This window comes from Pseudomyxococcus flavus (assembly GCF_050038885.1).
Taxonomy (GTDB): Bacteria; Myxococcota; Myxococcia; order Myxococcales; family Myxococcaceae; genus Myxococcus; species Myxococcus flavus.
Window position 1 is genome coordinate 9,236,896 of the sequence record NZ_CP143624.1, and the last position, 17,660, is coordinate 9,254,555.

The 17,660-nt window shown below is 67.5% G+C and carries 17 protein-coding genes and 3 pseudogenes; 16 read left to right on the forward strand and 4 right to left on the reverse strand.

The annotated features are described in order from the left end of the window. The first annotated feature begins 2 nt into the window (after positions 1-2). From istA (VZL07_RS38085) to VZL07_RS38100, 4 genes are all read left to right on the forward strand, one after another. Positions 3-1,526 carry an IS21 family transposase gene (gene istA / locus VZL07_RS38085; RefSeq protein WP_426752888.1) on the forward strand — a complete coding sequence of 508 codons (1,524 nt, stop codon included), beginning with the start codon at positions 3-5 and terminating at the stop codon, positions 1,524-1,526. Between the two features lie 136 nt (positions 1,527-1,662). After that, positions 1,663-2,421 carry an IS21-like element helper ATPase IstB gene (gene istB / locus VZL07_RS38090; RefSeq protein WP_426749852.1) on the forward strand — a complete coding sequence of 253 codons (759 nt, stop codon included), beginning with the start codon at positions 1,663-1,665 and terminating at the stop codon, positions 2,419-2,421. A 252-nt stretch (positions 2,422-2,673) separates the two neighbouring features. Then, positions 2,674-3,039, forward strand: a complete 366-nt coding sequence (locus tag VZL07_RS38095; RefSeq protein ID WP_426752889.1) for a helix-turn-helix domain-containing protein — start codon at positions 2,674-2,676, stop codon at positions 3,037-3,039. Beyond that, on the forward strand, positions 3,032-3,391 hold the full coding sequence (locus VZL07_RS38100) for a helix-turn-helix transcriptional regulator (RefSeq protein ID WP_426752890.1): 360 nt from the start codon (positions 3,032-3,034) through the stop codon (positions 3,389-3,391). The genes VZL07_RS38095 and VZL07_RS38100 overlap by 8 nt, the downstream gene beginning before the upstream one ends. Here the strand turns inward: VZL07_RS38100 and VZL07_RS38105 are convergent. Further along, complete coding sequence (locus VZL07_RS38105; protein ID WP_426752892.1) at positions 3,388-4,071, reverse strand: protein kinase domain-containing protein; 684 nt, start codon at positions 4,069-4,071, stop codon at positions 3,388-3,390. The genes VZL07_RS38100 and VZL07_RS38105 overlap by 4 nt on opposite strands. A 22-nt stretch (positions 4,072-4,093) precedes the next feature. Next, positions 4,094-5,149, reverse strand: coding sequence for an IS3 family transposase (locus VZL07_RS38110; protein ID WP_426752893.1), 1,056 nt, complete (start codon positions 5,147-5,149; stop codon positions 4,094-4,096). Between the two features lie 15 nt (positions 5,150-5,164). Between VZL07_RS38110 and VZL07_RS38115 the strand changes: the two genes are divergently transcribed. From VZL07_RS38115 to VZL07_RS38150, 8 genes and pseudogenes are all read left to right on the forward strand, one after another. Then, on the forward strand, positions 5,165-5,569 hold the full coding sequence (locus tag VZL07_RS38115) for a transposase (RefSeq protein WP_426749777.1): 405 nt from the start codon (positions 5,165-5,167) through the stop codon (positions 5,567-5,569). Then, positions 5,563-5,943, forward strand: coding sequence for an IS66 family insertion sequence element accessory protein TnpB (gene tnpB, locus VZL07_RS38120; RefSeq protein ID WP_426749778.1), 381 nt, complete (start codon positions 5,563-5,565; stop codon positions 5,941-5,943). The genes VZL07_RS38115 and tnpB overlap by 7 nt, the downstream gene beginning before the upstream one ends. A 16-nt stretch (positions 5,944-5,959) precedes the next feature. Next, positions 5,960-6,664 (forward strand): hypothetical protein, encoded by a 705-nt coding sequence (locus VZL07_RS38125; protein WP_426752894.1) that lies wholly within the window; start codon positions 5,960-5,962, stop codon positions 6,662-6,664. Positions 6,665-6,753: 89 nt separating this feature from the next. Continuing rightward, positions 6,754-8,274, forward strand: coding sequence for an IS21 family transposase (istA, locus tag VZL07_RS38130; protein WP_426757258.1), 1,521 nt, complete (start codon positions 6,754-6,756; stop codon positions 8,272-8,274). A gap of 100 nt (positions 8,275-8,374) precedes the next feature. Further along, positions 8,375-9,115 carry an IS21-like element helper ATPase IstB gene (gene istB / locus VZL07_RS38135; RefSeq protein WP_374270940.1) on the forward strand — a complete coding sequence of 247 codons (741 nt, stop codon included), beginning with the start codon at positions 8,375-8,377 and terminating at the stop codon, positions 9,113-9,115. 82 nt (positions 9,116-9,197) lie between these two features. Next, a pseudogene (gene tnpC / locus VZL07_RS38140) lies at positions 9,198-10,109 on the forward strand (IS66 family transposase); the annotation flags it as partial. A 125-nt stretch (positions 10,110-10,234) separates the two neighbouring features. Beyond that, positions 10,235-10,615 carry a hypothetical protein gene (locus tag VZL07_RS38145; RefSeq protein WP_426752896.1) on the forward strand — a complete coding sequence of 127 codons (381 nt, stop codon included), beginning with the start codon at positions 10,235-10,237 and terminating at the stop codon, positions 10,613-10,615. Positions 10,616-10,623: 8 nt separating this feature from the next. Further along, positions 10,624-10,911 (forward strand): hypothetical protein, encoded by a 288-nt coding sequence (locus VZL07_RS38150; RefSeq protein WP_426752897.1) that lies wholly within the window; start codon positions 10,624-10,626, stop codon positions 10,909-10,911. On the opposite strand, the gene VZL07_RS38155 is transcribed toward VZL07_RS38150, so the two are convergent. Together VZL07_RS38155 and VZL07_RS38160 are read right to left on the reverse strand one after the other, a co-directional pair. Continuing rightward, a complete protein-coding gene (locus VZL07_RS38155; protein ID WP_426752899.1) occupies positions 10,886-11,731 on the reverse strand; it encodes a hypothetical protein in 846 nt (281 codons plus the stop codon). The genes VZL07_RS38150 and VZL07_RS38155 overlap by 26 nt on opposite strands. Before the next feature lie 276 nt (positions 11,732-12,007). After that, positions 12,008-13,363 (reverse strand): IS1182 family transposase, encoded by a 1,356-nt coding sequence (locus VZL07_RS38160; RefSeq protein ID WP_426752680.1) that lies wholly within the window; start codon positions 13,361-13,363, stop codon positions 12,008-12,010. Positions 13,364-13,444: 81 nt separating this feature from the next. Between VZL07_RS38160 and VZL07_RS38165 the strand changes: the two are divergent. From VZL07_RS38165 to VZL07_RS38180, 4 genes and pseudogenes are all read left to right on the forward strand, one after another. Continuing rightward, positions 13,445-13,771, forward strand: a pseudogene (locus VZL07_RS38165) (protein kinase); the annotation flags it as partial. A 511-nt stretch (positions 13,772-14,282) separates the two neighbouring features. Next, complete coding sequence (gene ltrA / locus VZL07_RS38170) at positions 14,283-15,593, forward strand: group II intron reverse transcriptase/maturase (protein ID WP_426752900.1); 1,311 nt, start codon at positions 14,283-14,285, stop codon at positions 15,591-15,593. 217 nt (positions 15,594-15,810) lie between these two features. Beyond that, a complete protein-coding gene (locus tag VZL07_RS38175; RefSeq protein WP_426752901.1) occupies positions 15,811-16,332 on the forward strand; it encodes a transposase in 522 nt (173 codons plus the stop codon). A gap of 16 nt (positions 16,333-16,348) precedes the next feature. After that, positions 16,349-17,314 (forward strand): annotated as a pseudogene (locus VZL07_RS38180) (transposase); the annotation flags it as partial. Between the last annotated feature and the right edge of the window lie 346 nt (positions 17,315-17,660).

Below are 17,660 nucleotides of genomic sequence, written 5' to 3' on the forward strand. Positions count from 1 at the left end.
CCATGCGGAAGCTCAGAGAGTTGTTCCGGTTGAGGTACGAGGCGAAGCTGACGACGCGGTCGATTGCTACCAGCCTGGGCATCGGCAACGGCACGGTGTGCGACTACCTGGGGCGGGCTCGGGCCGTGAAGCTGACGTGGCCGCTGCCTCCGGAGCTGGACGATGACGAGGCGCTGACGGCGCTGCTGTTCCCCGAGGACGCGAAGGCGCTGGCGGAGCGGCCGGAACCGGACTGGGCGCACGTGCACGCGGAGCTGAAGAAGAAGGGCGTCACTAAGCAGCTGCTCTGGCAGGAGTACCTGCAGGCGCACCCGGGCGGCTACCAGTACAGCCGCTTCTGCGAGAGGTATGGACGGTGGCTGGCCACTGCCAGCGTCACCCTGCGCCAGGAGCACCGCGCCGGAGAGAAGTGCTTCGTGGACTTCAGCGGCGATGGGGTGGCGGTGAGGGACGCCGTCACCGGGGAGGAGCGCGTGGCGAAGCTCTTCGTGGCGGTGCTGGGTGCCAGCAACCTCACCTACGTGGAGCCGGTCTTCAGCGAGGACGTGGCCACGTGGGTGGGCTGCCACGTGAGGGCCTTCGAGTTCTTCGGAGGCGTCAGCCAGCTGGTGGTGCCCGACAACCTCAAGGCTGGCGTCACCCGGGCGCACCGGTACGAGCCGGACCTCAATCCCACGTACGCGGACCTGGCCCGGCACTACGGCTTCGCGATTGTGCCCGCGCGCCCGCGAAAGCCTCGGGACAAGGCCAAGGTGGAGGCGGCGGTGCTGCTGGCCGAGCGGTGGATTCTGGCGGCCCTGCGCCACCGACGCTTCACCTCGCTGGCTGAGGTGCACGAGGCCGTCCGGCCCCTCTTGGAGAAGCTCAACGCGCGGCCCCTGCGCAAGCTGGGCATCAGTCGCCGCGAGCTCTTCGAGCAGGTGGAGCGCGCCACGCTCAAGCCCCTACCGGCGCGGTCCTACCAGCTGGCCTTCTGGAAGAAGGCGCGGGTGAACATCGACTACCACGTCGAGCTGGACGGCCACTGGTACAGCGTGCCGTACACGCTGGTCGGCAAGCCGGTGGAGATGCGCCACACGGAGTCGTGCGTCGAGGTCTTCCTCGCCGGACGTCGCGTGGCCAGTCACGTGCGCAGCCTGGAGAAGGGGCGCTTCACCACGCAGCCCGAGCACATGCCCGCCTCCCACCGGCAGCATGCCGAGTGGACGCCCTCGCGCCTCATCCGCTGGGCCGAAGGCGTGGGCCCCTCGTGCGCGAAGCTGGTGGAGGAGCTCATGACGAAGCGGCCCCACCCACAGCAGGGCTTCCGCTCGGCGCTGGGCGTGCTGCGCCTGGCCGACGAGAAGAAGTACGGCAAGGCCCGCGTGGAGAAGGCGTGCGCCCGGGCACTTCGCCACCGCGCCGTCAGCTACAAGTCCATCGTCGCCATCCTCCAGCACCACCTCGAGGACGCCGACGAGAAGACGGCCGACAAGGGCCCGCTGCCCGAGCACGAGAACGTGCGCGGCGCCCACTACTACCACTGACTGCACGCACGGCTTGAAGGCCGTGCGCGGACATGGCCCGTCGATGCTGGCTCGAGTCTCCCAGCATCGGCGGTGGCCTGCGCGCGCCCTCTTGGGCGCGCTCCGGCCGGACACCGAGACCGACGGAGAGGAAGAAATGCTGGTGGACCAGACGCTGGAGAAGCTCGACGCGATGAAGCTGCACGGCATGGCCAACTACCTGCGTAGCTGGGTGGAGAGGCCGGCCGATAAGACGCTGAGTGCCACGGACCTGGTGGGCCTGTTGGCGGACGCGGAGTGGATGTACCGGGAGAACAAGAAGCTCACTGCGCGCCTGCAGCACGCGAAGCTGCGCCAGCAGGCATGCCTGGAGGACATCGACTACGCCCACGCCCGCGGCCTGACGAAGCCCCAGGTGCTGGAGCTGTCCACCTCGAAGTGGGTGGCCGACAAGCAGAATGTGCTGCTGACCGGGCCCACCGGCGTGGGCAAGAGCTTCCTGGCGTGCGCCCTGGGGCAGAAGGCGTGCCGCGACGGCTACAGCGTCGTGTACCGGCGCGCCTCCCGCCTCTTCGACGAACTGGCCCAGGCTCGCGCTGACGGTACGCATCCGCATGCGCTCAAGCGGCTGGCCAAGGCGCAGGTGCTCATCCTCGATGACTTCGGCCTGGAGCCGCTCGGCGCCGCCGAGCGCAAGGAACTGCTCGAAGTCTTGGAGGACCGCTACCAGCAGTCCTCGACGGTGGTGACTTCCCAGCTCGAACCGAAGGACTGGCACGCGGTCATCGGTGACGCGACGCTGGCCGACGCTATCCTCGACCGGCTGGTCCACAACGCTCACCGCCTGCGCCTGGCAGGCGAGTCCATCCGCAAGGCGGACGCGAATTTGACGAAGGGGCGCAAGCAAGCGAAGTGATGGGACGTCCCAGCGTCGCTGACGCTCCGACTGCTCGCCATGGCCGGAACGGCTGCTCGGCTTGAGCCGGAACGGGTGCTCACCATCGCCGGAATACGCACTCATATGCGCACCCTCCCAACCGGCAGCGCACCCTACCAAATGGACTACCCTGTAGGGAGTCTCTCCTTTCGACCACCCCTTACCGACTGACGTCTGACGTCCAGCATCACTGGCTAGACGTCTGGCATTCAATTCCACTAGGAAGAAGCCATGCAGCAAGTCACTTCCGCCCACGAACTTCGCAAGCAACTCGCCACCTTCATCGGCCCTGCCGCCCGCGCCGCGCGAAGCCGTCTGGGACTGACGCAAGCCGAAGTCGCCCGGCACCTGGGGATTGCCCACGCCGTCTATAGCCGTCTGGAGCGCGGAAAAATGCTGCCGAGCGTCCCCACCTTGCACCGCCTGTGTGAGGTGCTGGACGCGTCGCCCAACGAGTTGATGGGCCACACCCGCGCAATGCATCCCGACACGGACTCGCCCGCCCGTCGTCGCCTCTTCTACCGAGTGCGGCAGTTGGACGAGACTCGGGCCCGAGCGATGCTCGCCCTCCTTTCCCTCGGGACGTTCCATGAATGAAGAGCTGGCAATCACCATCGGCACGGTTGCGCGTGAAGCGAGGGAGAAGCTGGGGATGACGCGCGCAGAGGTGGCCGAGCGCGTGGGCCTCGTGGAGCCCGCCTATGGGCGTCTGGAGCGGGGAAAGGTGTTGCCCAGTGTCCCCGTCCTCCACCGCCTCGGCCTGACGCTGGGCATCTCCCCCGAAGCCCTGCTGGGCACGACGCCTCGGGGAACAGGGAAGAAGCCACCACGCTCCCCTGCCCTAGAAGCCGAGACGCCCGAATTGCGCCGGCTGCTAGCGCTCGCGCGGAAGCTGGACGCGGAGAAGCTGGACGCGCTCCTCCACGTCGCCACCGTCCTGACTCGCTAGTCTTCCTTCGCGAGCGCCTCGAGTTCGTGCGCGTCCAGCCCCTCTGGGTAGAGGCCGCCCTCACCGAACTCCACCACGTCTCGCAGGCAACTCCCCTCCGCGACAACGCGGGCGACTTCCTCCTGGGCATCCTGGCGCCCAAACGTGGGATGCCGCTTCGTCAGCGCCGCTCGCAGCACGGCCCCCATGTCCGCCGCCGTGGCGAAGCGCTCCCTCGGGACGACGCGCAGAGCCGTGTGGAGAATGTCCTTCACATCCGCTGACAGCCCACCCACGGCCGTCTCCACATCCGCCGGACTGAAGCTGGAGAGCAGCACGCGCATCTGCGTCAACGGCAGGGAGGGAAACTGCTCGGCCATGAGGGGACTCATCCCCTTGGGAGTCGAAGGCACATCCTCCACGTCGAAGAGGTGTGTGCCCGTCAGCAGTTCTACGAGCACCACGCCCAAACTGAAGACGTCCGAGGCCGGGGACAACGGCAGGCGCTCCAGGTACTCAGGAGAGGCATAGGCCACGTCACCCCGGACGAGATTCGCGGGGGATTCAAGCCGTCCCACCATGAGCGAGTACGCGGCACCGAAGTTGGCGAGCTTCACCCCGCCGTGCGCCCCCAGGTAAATGTGCCGAGGGTTGACGTCCCGGTGGATGATGCCCAGTTGCTTGCCATCGGTGAGCGTCAAGGTAGTTGTCGCGTGAGAGAGTTCAACCGATGCGCTTCAACTCCTGCACGGCCGGGGTGGGGTTCGGGGAGGGGTTGAGGCGCACCGGGCCTGCCGGTGTCCAGTCTCGCGTGTGGCGGCTCCATCGCTCAGGATGACGGGCTTGGGCGCGCTGGTACACCTGATGGCGCCGGGCGAGCAGCGCCGTCTCGCGACGGAAGTGTCTGTCGTCAGGCGTGACGAAGCGGATGGCGGAGTGCAGGTGCTCGGTGTTGTACCAGGCCACAAAACGCGCCACCCAGGCGCGCGCGTCTTCGGCGGATGCGAAGGGGCGCCGAGGGAATGAGGGGCGGTACTTCAGCGTGCGGAAGAGGGCTTCGGAAAACGCGTTGTCATCCGAGACGCGGGGCCGGCTGAAGGACGGGGTGACGCCCAGCCATTGCAGGGTGGCCAGCAGCGTGGCGCCCTTCATCGGGCCGCCGTTGTCCGAGTGCAACACCAGCCCCTCGGGACAGCCCGCCTCCTGCCAGCAGCGGCGGATGAGGGCCGCGGCATGCTCGGACGACTCCTCCTCGTGCACCGTAAAGCCCATGATGCGCCGGCTGAAGACGTCCACCACCAGGTACAGGTAGAGGAAGGCTCCCTTCACCGGACCCTTCAGGTAGGTGATGTCCCAGCTCCACACCTGATTGGGCCCGGTGGCCAGGTGCTCGGCCCGGAGCCTGGGCGTGGGGGCCCTGGCGCAGCCCCGGTGGGTGAGTTGACCCGCCTCGCGCAGCACCCGGTAGATGCTCGCCTCGCTGGCCACGTACTCGCCCCTGTCGGCCAGCCGGGGCACAATCTGCTTGGGCGAGACGTCGCGGAACTCCTCGCTGTTGGCCACTGCCAGGATGCGGCGTCGCTCCACTTCCGACAGCCGGTTGGCGGGCCGGGTATGCGGACCGCACCTGCCGTCCTGGGCCGTTTCAGGCTTCCTCCAACGCTGGACGGTGCGAGGCGTCACCCCGAGTCGCTCGCAGACGGCTTCCAGTCTCGTAAGACCTCGCTGTGCCCCGTCGTGACGGGCTCCGGCCTCTCGTGAGACCTCCCTTGGCCACACGCCAGGAGGTGGTCCATGGAGTTGGAGAAGGAGTTGGAGCAGTTCCGTCAGGAAGCACAGCGGTTGAAGGCCGGGCGGCGCAGTGGCTCGTTGCCCTTTCCCGAGGCGCTGCGCGCCTTCGCGGTGCGCTACGCCGAGCACACCGTGGCGGCGGGAGGGACGGTGACGGACGCGGCGCAGAGGCTGGGCGTGTCCGGGCCGACGCTCTACGAGTGGCGCAAGGGGCGCCCCGCGGGACACCGCCGCCCGAAGCCCGCCGAGAAGGGCGCGGCGCTGGTGCCGGTGCGCGTGGGCGAGCGTCCTGCCAGAGCGGAGGTGGCGGGAGTGCAGCAGGTGGCGCTGGTCTCTCCGGGCGGCTGGCGAGTCGAGGGGCTGACGCTGGAGACCGCTGCCCAACTGGTGGGGAGACTGGGGTGCTGACGCCCACGCGCGCCGTTCGCGTCTTCGCGTACGCGGCCCCGGTGGACATGCGCAAGGGCTTCGATGGACTGGGTGCCCTCGTCGAGCAGCAGCTGGGGCGGCAGCTGCTCAAGGGCGACGTCTTCCTCTTCGTCGGCCGCAGCCGGCGCCGGGCCAAGGTGCTGCACTTCGACGGCACGGGCCTGGTACTCCTCACCAAGAGACTCTTCCGGGGACGCTTCGCTCGGCCCTGGTGCGAGGAGGGCGCGCAGGCGGTGGAGCTGACGGTGAGCGAGCTGTCGCTCTTCTTGGAAGGCTGCGAGCTGGCCGGAAGGTGGAGGCTGTCGCCTCCGGCGGTGGACGAGAAAGTCCTTGCGGTAGGCAGTGGCTTGTAGCACCTGTCAGGTAGTCATGACGCGCGTCGAGCAACTGCGAGACTTGGAGACGGCCAAGCAGGTGGCGGCGCTGCTGGAGGCGGAGAATGCCCGGCTGCACCAGCGCCTGGAGGCGCTCGTCGCGGAAGTGGCCCGGCTCAAGGGCGAGGACGCCCAGGCGCACCTGCAGTTGGAGTTGACGCAGCTCAAGGAGCAGCTGGCCCTCATGCAGCAGCGCCTCTTCGGCGCCTCCAGCGAGAAGCGAGGCGACAGGCCGCACAAGCCTCCGCGTGCCAAGCCGCAGAAAGGCCACGGCCCCAAGGCCCAGCTCGAGCTGAAGGTGCAAGAGGTGCTGCTGCCGCTGGACGAGGCGGACCGGGTGTGTGGCCTGTGCGGCAGCGGCCTGCACGCGTGGGAAGGCCAGACGGAGGACTGCGAGGAAATCACCGTCGTCGAGAGAAGCTTCCTGCTGCGGCGGGTGAAGCGGCAGAAGTACCGCTGCGGCCAGGGCTGCGCGCCAGTGACGGCGCCGGCCCCACCGCGACTGCTTCCGGGTGGCCGCTACTCGGTGGACTTCGCGGTCCACGTAGCCCTCATGAAGTACGGCTTCCACCTGCCGCTGGCTCGCCAGGTGCGCGCGTCGGCCCATCGTGAACACTCAGATCGGAGCATCGTGATCACCGAGTTCGGCCCATCGTGGACAGGAGGTTCGGCCACGTGGACACGGAGTTCGGCTGTGTGAACAGGGGGTTCGGAGCCGAATGAGCGCTGGGCAGTCCTGGCAAGAAGGCCGCCGGAGGGAGAGCGGCCATGGCCACCGAGAGACTGCCGATGCACAGCATTCGAGAAATCATCCGTCAGAAGTGGGGCCTGAAGCGAAGCCACCGGGAGGTGGCGCGAAGCGTGGGCGTCAGCCCTGGAGTGGTGGGCAAGGTGATGAGCCGTGCGGCGCACCTGGGGTTGACGTGGGAGGCGGTGGAAGCGCTGGAGGAGGAGGAGTTGGAGCGCCAGCTGTACGGCCCGAAGTGCGCGCCGGGCACGGAGCGGCCGCTGCCGGACCCGGTGTGGATACACCAGGAGCGCAAGCGACCCGGGGTGACGCTGGAGCTCTTGCACCTGGAGTACCTGGAGCGGCACCCGGAAGGCTACCGGTACACGCAGTTCTGCGAGGTGTACCGGGAGTGGTTGGCACGCCACCGGCTGACGATGAAGCAGGCGCACAAGGCCGGTGAGAAGGTGTTCGTCGACTACTCCGGGAAGAAGCCGACGGTGGTGGACGGTGGCACCGGCGAGGTGCGGGAGGCGGAGTTGTACGTGGCGGCGCTGGGGGCCTCCAGCTACGTGTACGCGGAGGCCACGTGGAGCCAGAAGCTGACGGACTTCGTCGGCAGCACCGTGCGCGCGCTGGAGGCCTTCGGTGGGGCGCCAGCGCTCATCGTTCCGGACCAGCTGAAGTCGGCGGTGACGAGGGCGGACCGGTACGAGCCGGAGGTGAACCGCACCTTCGAGGAGTTGGGACGGCACTACGGACTGGCGGTGCTGCCGGCGCGCCCGCGCAAGCCCAAGGACAAGGCGAAGGTGGAGCGGGCGGTGCAACTGGTGCAGCGCTGGGTGCTGGCCCGGCTGCGTCACCGCGTCTTCACCTCGCTGCGGGAGTTGAATGAGGCGATTGCCGAGCAGGTGGCGGTGCTCAACGACAGGCCCATGCGACTGTACGGCAAGTCGAGAGCGCAGCTCTTCGAGGAGTTGGACAGGCCTGCCCTCAAGCCATTGCCGCCGACGCGGTACGCGGTGTCGGAGTGGAAGCGGGTGAAGGTGAACATCGACTACCACGTCGACGTCCATGGCCACTTCTACTCGGCGCCCTACAGCCTGGCGCGTCAGGTGCTGGAGGCGCGCCTCACCGCCACCAGCGTGGAGTTGCTGCAGCGGGGCCGAAGAGTGGCCGTCCACGTGCGCAGCGCGAAGGTGGGCGGCTACACGACGGTGGCCGAGCACATGCCGAAGGCCCACCGGGCCCATGCCGAGTGGAGCCCCTCGCGCTTCATTCAGTGGGCGAGCCAGGTGGGCCCCCTTACCCAGTCGCTGGTGGAGGCCATCCTCCAGGACAGGCCCCACCCGGAAGTGGGCTACCGCAGCTGCCTGGGCCTGCTGCGGCTGGCGAAGCGCTATGGCAACGCGCGGCTGGAGCTCGCATGCGGCCGGGCGCTGCGAGCGCACGCGCGCAGCAGCCGGCACGTGCGACTGCTGCTGGAGAAGGGGCTGGAAGCCACCCCGCTGCCGGCCGAAGAGCCCTCCTCGCAGCCGGCCGCCGCGCACGAGAACGTCCGCGGCGCTGACTACTACCACTGAGTGGATTGCAGGCCTCTCCACTCGGAAGGGGGCCTCGGGCACGGCCATGGCGGCCGTGCCCGAGGTCCGATGAGGCCACCAACGACAAAGGACACCCGAGATGTTGAACCAACCCACCTTGCAGAAGCTCCAGGCGCTGAGGCTGTCCGCCTTTGCCCGCGCCTGGGAGGAGCAGCAGAAGTTGGCGGACATGAGCAGCCTGGCCTTCGACGAGAGACTCGCGCTGCTCGTCGAGGCCGAGTGGCTGGCCCGGGAGAACGCCCGGATTGGCAGAAACCTCAGAGAGGCGAAGCTCCGCATCTCCGGCGCCTGCGTCGAGGACATCGACTTCACGGCGAAGCGGGAGCTCGACAAGCCCCTGGTGCGTCAGCTCGCCCAGTGCCGCTGGGTGGAGGAGAAGCAGAACATCGTCATCACCGGGATGACGGGCACCGGCAAGACGTACCTGGCGTGCGCGCTGGCGCAGGCGGCGATTCGTCGCGGCCATCGGGTGCTCTACCGTCGGGCCCCGCGTCTGCTGGAGGAATTGGCGCTCGCGCACGCGGAGGGCTCCTTCGCCGCGTTTCTCTCCCGACTGGCCCGTGTCGACGTGCTCGTCATCGACGACTGGGCCCTGGCTCCCATCAAGGACGGCGAGCGCCGGGACATGCTCGAGGTCTTCGAGGACCGCTATGGCGCGCGCAGCACCATCATCGCCAGCCAACTGCCGACCACAAAGTGGCACGACCACCTGGGCGACCCTACTGTGGCGGACGCCATTTGCGACCGGGTCCTCCACCGAGCCCACCGGCTCACCGTGAAGGGGCCCTCCCGCCGCAAGGAGGAGAATCCGTCAACTTGAGCCCAGCGTCGCTTCGCTCCGACTGATCACGATGCTCCGAGCCTGCTGATCACGATCGCCGAAACGCGCACGCCAGGAAAGGCTCTACGCACGCGAGGGTCTGACGGTGGAAGCGCAGACACTGTGGGACCAGCTCGAGGCGCTCGCCCGGCACCTGCAGAAGTCCTACGAGGCACTGCTGGCCGAGGTCTTCACCTCGCCCCTCATCCACGCGGATGAAACGCATTGGCTGCTGCTGGACAAGGGGCCGGGCACCAAGTGGTACGCGTGGACGGTGGCCTCGCCTGACACCGTCTTCCATCGCATCTACCCCAGCCGCTCCGGGGCGACGGCGCGCACCGTGCTGGGCGACTACGAGGGCGTCGTGCTGGTGGATGGATATGCGGCGTACCAGACGGCGACCAAGTCAGGCCCAGATGGGCCCTGTCCGGCCACCCTGGCCTTCTGCTGGGCCCACGTGAGGAGAAAGTTCTTCGAAGCCCAGCAGTTTGCCCCTGCCTGCAAGGAGGTGCTGGACCTCATCGGCGAGCTGTACGCCGTCGAGGCGGACCTGCCGGGCTGGTACGCCCTGGAGGGCGAGGAGCGTCAGGCCGCGCTCGCGCACCGGCTCGCCGTGCGTCAGCAGAAGTCCGCGCCGCTCACCCAGCGAATCCGCGACTGGGCGCACGCGCAGCGCGCGCTGCCTGGCAGTGCCTTTCGCAAGGCGATTGAGTACATGCTCAACCTCTGGGCGGGGCTGACGGTCTTCCTCACCCAGCCGCAGGTGCCATTGGACAATAACCACGTCGAGCGCCAGCTGCGTGACATGGTGATAGGCAGGAAGAACCACTACGGCAGCAAGTCAAAGCGGGGCACCGAGGTGGCGGCGCTCTTCTACTCCCTCATCGAGACGGCGCGGCTGCGCGGTGAGGACCCGGGCCACTACCTGCGGCGCGCTGCGCTCGCTGCCATTGAGAACCCGGGCACCGTGACGCTGCCGAAGCCCCAGAGCTGACCCCCTCTCCCGCCGTGCGACCGGGGGGGGCGGGGCAGGTCAACTCGGTGCCGGGACGGGGCACGGCGAGGAGTTACCCGGACCCGGGCCACATTGAGGAATTCGCTCGCCTCGTTTTCGATGCCGTGACGACGCGCAACTGGGCACTCGTCGCGTCGCTGGCAGTGGTGGCCCTCGTCTACGTGCTGCGCCGCTTCGGCGGCGAGTGGCTGCCGGTGCTGCGCACGGCGAGGGCTGGCGCCGCGCTGGCGGTGGGGGTGTCCGTGGCGGGCGCGGTAGCAAATGCGCTGCTGGCTGGAGAGCCGCTTTCGTGGGTGCTGCTGCTGAAGGCGCTCGGCATTGGCCTCGGGGCGGCAGGTGGGCTCTCCGTGCTGAAGGCCCTTCTCTTTGGTGACGAGGCGGTGGAGCGGGCCGAGGAGGCCGGTGCCGTGGCGGCTGGGGAGATTACGGGCAAGGCCATGGCGGTGGCCGCGTTGGAGCAGTTGCGCCGGGACGGCAAGCTGTGAATCCGCTGGTGTTGGTGCTGACCCTGCTCCTCTCGGGGGCGGTGCGCGCGGAGGGCGAAGTCCTGGACGTGGCCTATGCCACCGTCACGCTTCAGGATGGGCGCACGGTGGCCGTCTCCGAGGGCTGCTGGCTGTCCACGTCGCGGTGCATGGACACAGCTCAGGAAGTGCGGCGCCTTCAGTCGGAGAACGAGGCGCTGCGCCAGCACTCGGGCGACGTGCCATTGGTGAAGGTGCTGGTGGCATTGGCTCTCGGGGTGGGGCTGGGATTCACGACCGCTCGGTTGGTGAGGTAGGCCGTTCCGTCGCCTGCAAACCCTGCGCGGCTACTTGGGTGAATTCGTCAAGAAGGTTGATTCCTAATGTCTGGCGAAGTCCTTGTTTTGTAGATCGAATCTTGGCGAGAACTTCTGCTGCGTGTGACTCCACGTCGCCGCACATCGCGGGGAGCATTGATTGTAAGTCGGGAGACTTGCTGTCCTTGGCCATGGCAATGCGAAGGGCCATGGGAATGCTAGGCCCCACGGCGAGAGTTAGCTCCGCGATTGCTTTTTGGGTGGGGAGGTCAAGCCATAAGGCAACTTCGGATACTGCCTTGTCGAATTCTTCGTAGGGCCGAAGAGGTCTGAAATTGTAAGGATCGTCTCTCTCTTGAAATTCAGATTCTCTCGGAAGGTAGAGCGTGTAATAGCGTTCTAGGACAAGGAGCGCCTTGTTGAGTTCCGCGTATGCCTTGTGGCGCGCACCGAGATTTTCGAAGACCAAGCGGTCGTGCCGTGCTTCTTTGCGGCGACGCATTGCCGAAAGCTCTGAGGCCAGGAACCCTGTTGTTGCCGAGATTCCACCTCCCAGGAGCCCTGCGACAAGCTTGGTATCGGTCCCCGTGAGAATGGATGCTGCCCAGCCTCCAGCGACTCCCACGACGAATGCGACTGCGACGAAAATGCGGTTGGTCACACGGCGAACTCTAGCAGCGCCGCAGTTCACGGCCCAGCCCTCATCGATGCCGAGCAGATGGGCGGAGGTGGCCCGTGCTGGCACTTCGGTCAAGACTTTTAAAGTCGTGAATATGTGGACTTTAAGGGTTCGATGGGCGGAAGATTCTCGGGAGCCCATTCATGCCTCCCGAGGACCGCATGCCCTCCACGACGGACAGTGACCGACGCCCCGCGCAGTCCCTCGTTCTCCCTCCACTTGCGACTCCAAAATCTCCCCAGCCGCTCTTCACAGTGGGCGGCGTCCGGTACGAGGCTGTGCGCGAGTTGATGCGGATGCCCACGGGCGAGGCGCTGCTTCTGGCACACCGTTACGCACTAGGAGTGTGTCGCGGTAATGGGGTTGGGAGCGAGGCGGGGTGAGAGACGCCGGTGGGCCGCAGGGTGCGGCAGGCCGCTACGCTGCTGCCGTCGCTCGGAAGAGCTTGAGGAGGTTGTGGGTGGCGCAGATGAGGGCCCACTCCTCCCGGGCGGCCTTCAGGCCTCGGCGCAGCAGGGCGCGGATGCCGCGTGCCTCTTTGATTTGGCCGAAGACGGGTTCCACAATCGCCTTGCGCATTCGGTACACCTCCTTGCCTCGCTTCGTCGCCAGCTTCCGGACCATCCGCTCCTTGGGGGTGAGCCCCGCGGGCGGACGGCCCCTGACTTTCGGTGGCGCTTCTCCATGCTTCTGGCGGCCGGTGGCGAGGTACGGCTCGACGCCCACCGACTCCAGCCAGCGGACATTCTTCGCCGAGAAGTAGCCCGCGTCCGCGCTCAGCTTGCCTGGCACTTCTTCGAGGTGGGCGGCCACCCGGTCCACCAGTGCCGGCAGGTGCTCGGCGTCCGGAGGCTGGTTGGTGAGGGCCTGGGCGACAATCACCTGGTGCGCCGCGTCCACCGCCGCCTGCGCGTTGTAGGCCTGCTCGAAGCTTGCGCCCTTCTTCATGATTCGGCTGTCGGCGTCGGTGAAGTTGCGCTGCGCCTTCGGCGTCGGCTTGCCCTCGGCCGTGTGGGGCACGGTGTGGCCGGGCAAGTCCTGGGCGGGCGGGGGCGCGTCGTCGTCATCATCCTTGCCCTTGTCTGCTTCGGCGGCCGCCTTGGCTTCGGCCTCCAGCGCCTGCCGGGCCTGACGAATGCGCTGCAGCCGCTCCCGCGTGCGCCGCAACTCCTCGGGAAGCTCGTCGCCTCGCTTGCCCTTGCCGTGGCGGGCGTCCTCTTCCGCGTCGACGGCCTCCGCCTGGGCCAGCAGGTGCCGCACCTGCTCGCGCAGCTTCCCTTCCTCCTGCTTCATCCGCTCGTAGCTCATCGCCTTGTGCTTGCTGGCGTTCGCCTTCAGCTTCGTGCCGTCCAGCGCCACGTGCCCCAGCTTCACCAGCCCCGCCCTCGCGCACAGCTTCAGCATCTGCACGAAGAGACTCTCGAAGTGCGCCCCGTGCCGACGTCGAAACTCCGAAATCCGCGAGTGGTCTGGGGACTGGTTCGCCGCCAGCACGCGGAAGGCCACGTCCTCCTGCGTCTTCCTCTCAATCTTCCGAGAGGACGTCACCCCGGTGCAGTACGCGTACAGCAGCAGCGCCACCATCATCTTCGGCTCGTACGGCGGGTAGCCTCGCAGCTGCTTCTCGTACGACTCGTAGATGGGCCCCAAGTCCAACTCCTCCACCACCTCCAGCACGAAACGCGCGAGGTGGTGCTCCGGCAGCCAGTCCAGCAGCGACGGCGGCAGCAGGAAGTCCTGCTGCACATTCCAGGGGCGGTACTTCTTGCTCATGCGGGGCATTGAGCCCCTTCAGACTCCGCCGGGCAAGCCCCTCGCGATTACCGCGACAGGCTCCTAGAGGAGGAGTCTCCTGGACGATGTCTTGTGCGTCGTCTGTCGAGTCCCTCGACCCACGAGGAACGAAAGCGGCTCTCCGATGAGATTCAACTGGCCTTCCGGCTCAATCACCCCAGCATCGCCCAAGTTTTCCACCTGAAGATTCACCAGAACACGCCTCACGTTGTCATGGAGCACGTGGACGGGCCCTCGCTGGACACGTTGGTGAGCGCGGGCGTAGCGCGGCGGAAGCCCGTGTCCGAGGCTTTGGCCCTCTACATCGGCGCCGAGATTGCGGATGCCCTTCACTACGCCCACACGTTGCGAGGTGAGGATGGCCCCTGTGTCAGGGAAGTTGTGTGATGCCTGGAGGAACTCATGGACCCGTAGGGTGAGAGTCCCGAAGCGGCAACAGGTCGAAGCCGCATAGCTGGGGTGGCGCCGACAGGGGAGACCCCTCCGGTGAAGCCCACCGACAAAGCCCCGTTTCAGCGGGGTGAGCGAGTGCGCGGGCCGTAACGATGCGTGAACGCCTGGTCGAGGCCCCGTCAATTGATACCTCCGGGTGCCGAGCCGTCACAACTACGGCGAAGGCAGCAGGACGTTCCTGCAGAACGACCGAGGGGACGTACCACCCGGCGGGGTAGAGGGTGACGGCACGTGCACAAGGACATGAGTGGAAACAGGGAAGGGCTCCTCGTCCCGCGGAGAAAACCCGCGGAAGCAAGGTAGCCGCGGCGAGCCGACGAGGCGAAGCCCGGCGAAGGCGAGAGCCCGGCGGATGGGGCCGTAGTAGCGCAGAAGCGGGGTAACGCCCGTGGAGCGAAGGGCCCCTACCGGAGGCATTCCGAGTGAGGAGCGAGGCGGGAGCGGGATGACAAAGCCCACCATCAGTCCGCAGGAACTCCGCGCGAGGATAGGCCATCGGGCGAAATCCGCCCCAACGCACCGCTTCTGGGGATTGTACGTCCACGTCCTCAAACCCGAGGTACTCGAAGCCGCCTATCTGGAAGCCCGGCGCAACGGCGGGGCTCCCGGACAAGACGGCATCACCTTCGAGCACATCGAGGAGCACGGACGAGCAGGGTTCCTCGGTGCAGTCGCCGAGGAGCTTCGCACTGGCACCTACCGCCCCAGACCGTACCGACGAAGAGAGATTCCGAAGGAGGGCGGCAAGGTGCGCGTCATCTCGATTCCGTCGATTCGAGACCGCGTCGTCCAGGGCGCCCTCCGGCTGGTACTGGAGCCCATCTTCGAGGCTGACTTCTCGGGCAGCTCCTTCGGGGCGAGGCCGGGACGGTCGGCGCATGAGGCCATCGACACCGTGCGGCAGGGATTGCGACGGCGCAGGCACCACGTCGTCGACGTGGACTTGAAGTCCTACTTCGACAGCATCCGGCACGCGCCGTTGCTGGAGAGGGTGGGGCGAAGAGTCCAGGACGGCGAGGTGCTGGCGCTGGTGAAGCAATTTCTCAAGAGCACGGGGGACAGGGGAATCCCGCAGGGCTCCCCCCTGTCCCCGTTGCTGGCCAACATCGCGCTGAACGACCTCGACCATGCCCTGGACCGAGGACGAGGCTTCCTCACCTATGCGCGGTACTTGGACGACATGGTGGTGCTCGCCCCCGTCTCCGAGAAGGGACGGAGGTGGGCAGCACGGGCGCTGGAGCGCATCCGTCGGGAGGCGGAGGCACTCGGCGTGTCGCTCAACGAGGAGAAGACGCGGACGGTGACAATGACCGACCGCAACGCCTCCTTCGCGTTCCTGGGCTTCGACTTCCGATGGAAGCGGAGTCCCAAGACCGGGACGTGGTACCCGAACACGAGCCCTCGACGGAAGAAAGTCACCGAAGTCCTGCGCCGCGTGCGCCACGTCCTGCGGGACAGCCGAGCACTCGCGGTGCAGTCAGCCGTGGCGGAGGTGAATGCCATCGTGCGCGGCTGGGTGAACTACTTCCGGTGGGGCAACTCGTACCAGGCGCTCGACAGGGTGAAGCACCACGTCGAGCTCAAGGTGAGGCGGTTCGCGGCGAAGAGAGCGAAGCGAGGGGGATTCGGTTGGAAGCGGTGGAGTAAGGACGTCGTGTACGGAAGCTGGGGTCTCTTCGATGACTACCGGGTGAGGTACTACGCCGTCCTGAAAGCAGGCTTCCCACCGAGCGGAACCATAACCCCGTTGAGATGACGCCTTCGCGGTGAGCCGGATGCGGGAAACCCGCCTGTCCGGTTCGACGTGGCGGGGACCGGAGACGGAGTGATGGCTTGCTCTACACGGGCACGAAGCTGGAAACGGCGGAAACAGCCAAGAGCAGTCTGCACACCACCGCGCCGGCCCCCGACCCGACCGCCTCGGCTGACCGGCCGAGCTGACCACCCCCGGGGGCGAGTACAGGCAGGTTGCTGTGTCGTACACGGATGCATTCAAGGCGGAGATGGTGAAGCGGATGGTGGGGCCAGGCGCGGTGAGTGCTGCGGCGCTCGCCCGCCAGGTGGGAGTCTCGCAGCCGACGCTGTCGCAGTGGTTGCGCGAGGCGCGTAGGGTAGCGGCGATGACGCCACCGCCCGAGGAGAAGAAGCCCGCTGGCCCGAAGAAGTGGACGCCCGAGGAGAAGCTGCGCGTGCTGGTGGTGGCCCAGGGGCTTGAGGGTGAGGAGTTGGGGGCGTTGCTGCGCCGCGAGGGGCTGCACGAGGCGCAGTTGAAGGAGTGGCGGCAGGTGGCTGCCGGGGCCCTGTCGGGCGAGTTCTCCGGGCCACTGACGGCCAGCCAGCGTCGCCGGCTGGCCTCGTCGGAGAAGCGCGTGAAGGAGCTCGAGCGGGAGCTGCGCCGCAAGGAGAAGGCGCTGGCCGAGACGGCAGCGTTGCTGGTGCTCGAAAAAAAACTACACCGGCAAATATGGCCTGCGTCCCGGGTGTTGCCCCTTTGAGAGGAGGAGGACCGCCATGGCGCGTACGACTGCCCGTCCGGTTGCCACCCGCGAGGAGAGGCTCGACAGCGAGCGGCGGCGATGTGAGGCGTGCGGCGCGAGGACGCGGGCGGACTGGCGCTCGCGACGCTGCGTGACGACGCTCACCGGCTGCGTGGGGTTGTCGGTGCAGGTGAGGGTGTGCCACCGGGACGGCTGTCTGCTGGAGGGCGTGCCGCTGAGGGCCGAAGGCGAGGGGCGCTGGGTGCTGCCCGAGCACGAGTTCGGCCTGGACGTGCTGGCCTTCATCGGAGCGCAGCGCTACCGGGCGCACCGCAGCGTGCCGGAAATCCACGCCCTGCTGCGTCAGCAGGGCGTCGCCATTTCCGAGCGCACCTGCACCAACCTGCTCGACCGGTACGACGAGCTCGTCAGCCTCAAGTTGCTCGACTCCGGGCGGCTGCAAGAGGCGCTCAAACGTCAAGGGCGGGCGGTCCTCGCCATTGATGGGCTTGCCCCGGACGTGGGGCACGAGGTGCTCTGGGTGGTGCGCGAGTGCCTCTCGGGGCAGGTGCTACTGGCGCGGCCCCTGCTGTCCGGGGGCGAGCAGGAACTGGTACCGCTCCTCGAGGAGGTGAAGCGCGCGCTGGGGCCAGTCCCCATCGTCGGCGTGGTGTCCGATGGGCAGAGGAGCCTCCGCAACGCATTGGCCCACGCACTGCCCCAGGTGCCCCACCAGCTTTGCCACTTCCATTACCTGCGTGAAGCGGCCCGCCCTCTGTACGAGGCGGACCGGCATGCGAAGAAGGAATTGAAGAAGCGAGTGCGCGAGGTGAGAAAAGTCGAACGGGCCGTGGAAGGCCGTCAGGATGCGGGCGCCCGCGCCACGCGCGCCTATGCAGCGGCCGTCAGAAGTGCCCTCACCGACGACCACCGCCCGCCTCTGAAGCCTTCCGGCCTGCTGCTGCGCCGACGCCTGGGCGCCATCGAGAAGAGCCTGGAGTGTTGATGGTCACCAGGAAGCGCAGATTTCTGGTCATGGACGACCAGGAGTTCGTGAGCTTCGCGGCCAGGGGCAGCGCAGGGCGCAGCCGAAAAGTTGAGGGGTGGGAAGCGAGCCGGTTGAGTTCAGGGCTGCGCGCGTCCTGAAAGTCAGAAGGCCCACCAGCGACACCTGGAGGGCCTTCCTGGAGGCGCGCCCTGGTGTGCGAGTGGGGCGAGCCGGTGAGGCAGGGGTAGCGCACTCCGGGGCGCGGCGCCAGAAGTCGGCGCGCGCACGGGAAGGTGTGCATGGAGTCGTTGCGTCTGGTTGTGTGCGGTCGGCCTGAGTGCCGGCGGCTGTTTCAGCT

What these genes read in the sequence shown, in the direction of transcription:
- istA (WP_426752888.1), top strand. Translation starts at nt 3, where the DNA reads ATGCGGAAGCTCAGAGAGTTGTTCCGGTTGAGGTACGAGGCGAAGCTG.
- istB (WP_426749852.1), top strand. Translation starts at nt 1,663, where the DNA reads ATGCTGGTGGACCAGACGCTGGAGAAGCTCGACGCGATGAAGCTGCAC.
- VZL07_RS38095 (WP_426752889.1), top strand. Translation starts at nt 2,674, where the DNA reads ATGCAGCAAGTCACTTCCGCCCACGAACTTCGCAAGCAACTCGCCACC.
- VZL07_RS38100 (WP_426752890.1), top strand. Translation starts at nt 3,032, where the DNA reads ATGAATGAAGAGCTGGCAATCACCATCGGCACGGTTGCGCGTGAAGCG.
- VZL07_RS38115 (WP_426749777.1), top strand. Translation starts at nt 5,165, where the DNA reads ATGGAGTTGGAGAAGGAGTTGGAGCAGTTCCGTCAGGAAGCACAGCGG.
- VZL07_RS38125 (WP_426752894.1), top strand. Translation starts at nt 5,960, where the DNA reads ATGACGCGCGTCGAGCAACTGCGAGACTTGGAGACGGCCAAGCAGGTG.
- istA (WP_426757258.1), top strand. Translation starts at nt 6,754, where the DNA reads ATGCACAGCATTCGAGAAATCATCCGTCAGAAGTGGGGCCTGAAGCGA.
- istB (WP_374270940.1), top strand. Translation starts at nt 8,375, where the DNA reads ATGTTGAACCAACCCACCTTGCAGAAGCTCCAGGCGCTGAGGCTGTCC.
- VZL07_RS38155 (WP_426752899.1), bottom strand. Translation starts at nt 11,731, where the DNA reads ATGGGCTCCCGAGAATCTTCCGCCCATCGAACCCTTAAAGTCCACATA.
- VZL07_RS38160 (WP_426752680.1), bottom strand. Translation starts at nt 13,363, where the DNA reads ATGAGCAAGAAGTACCGCCCCTGGAATGTGCAGCAGGACTTCCTGCTG.
- ltrA (WP_426752900.1), top strand. Translation starts at nt 14,283, where the DNA reads ATGACAAAGCCCACCATCAGTCCGCAGGAACTCCGCGCGAGGATAGGC.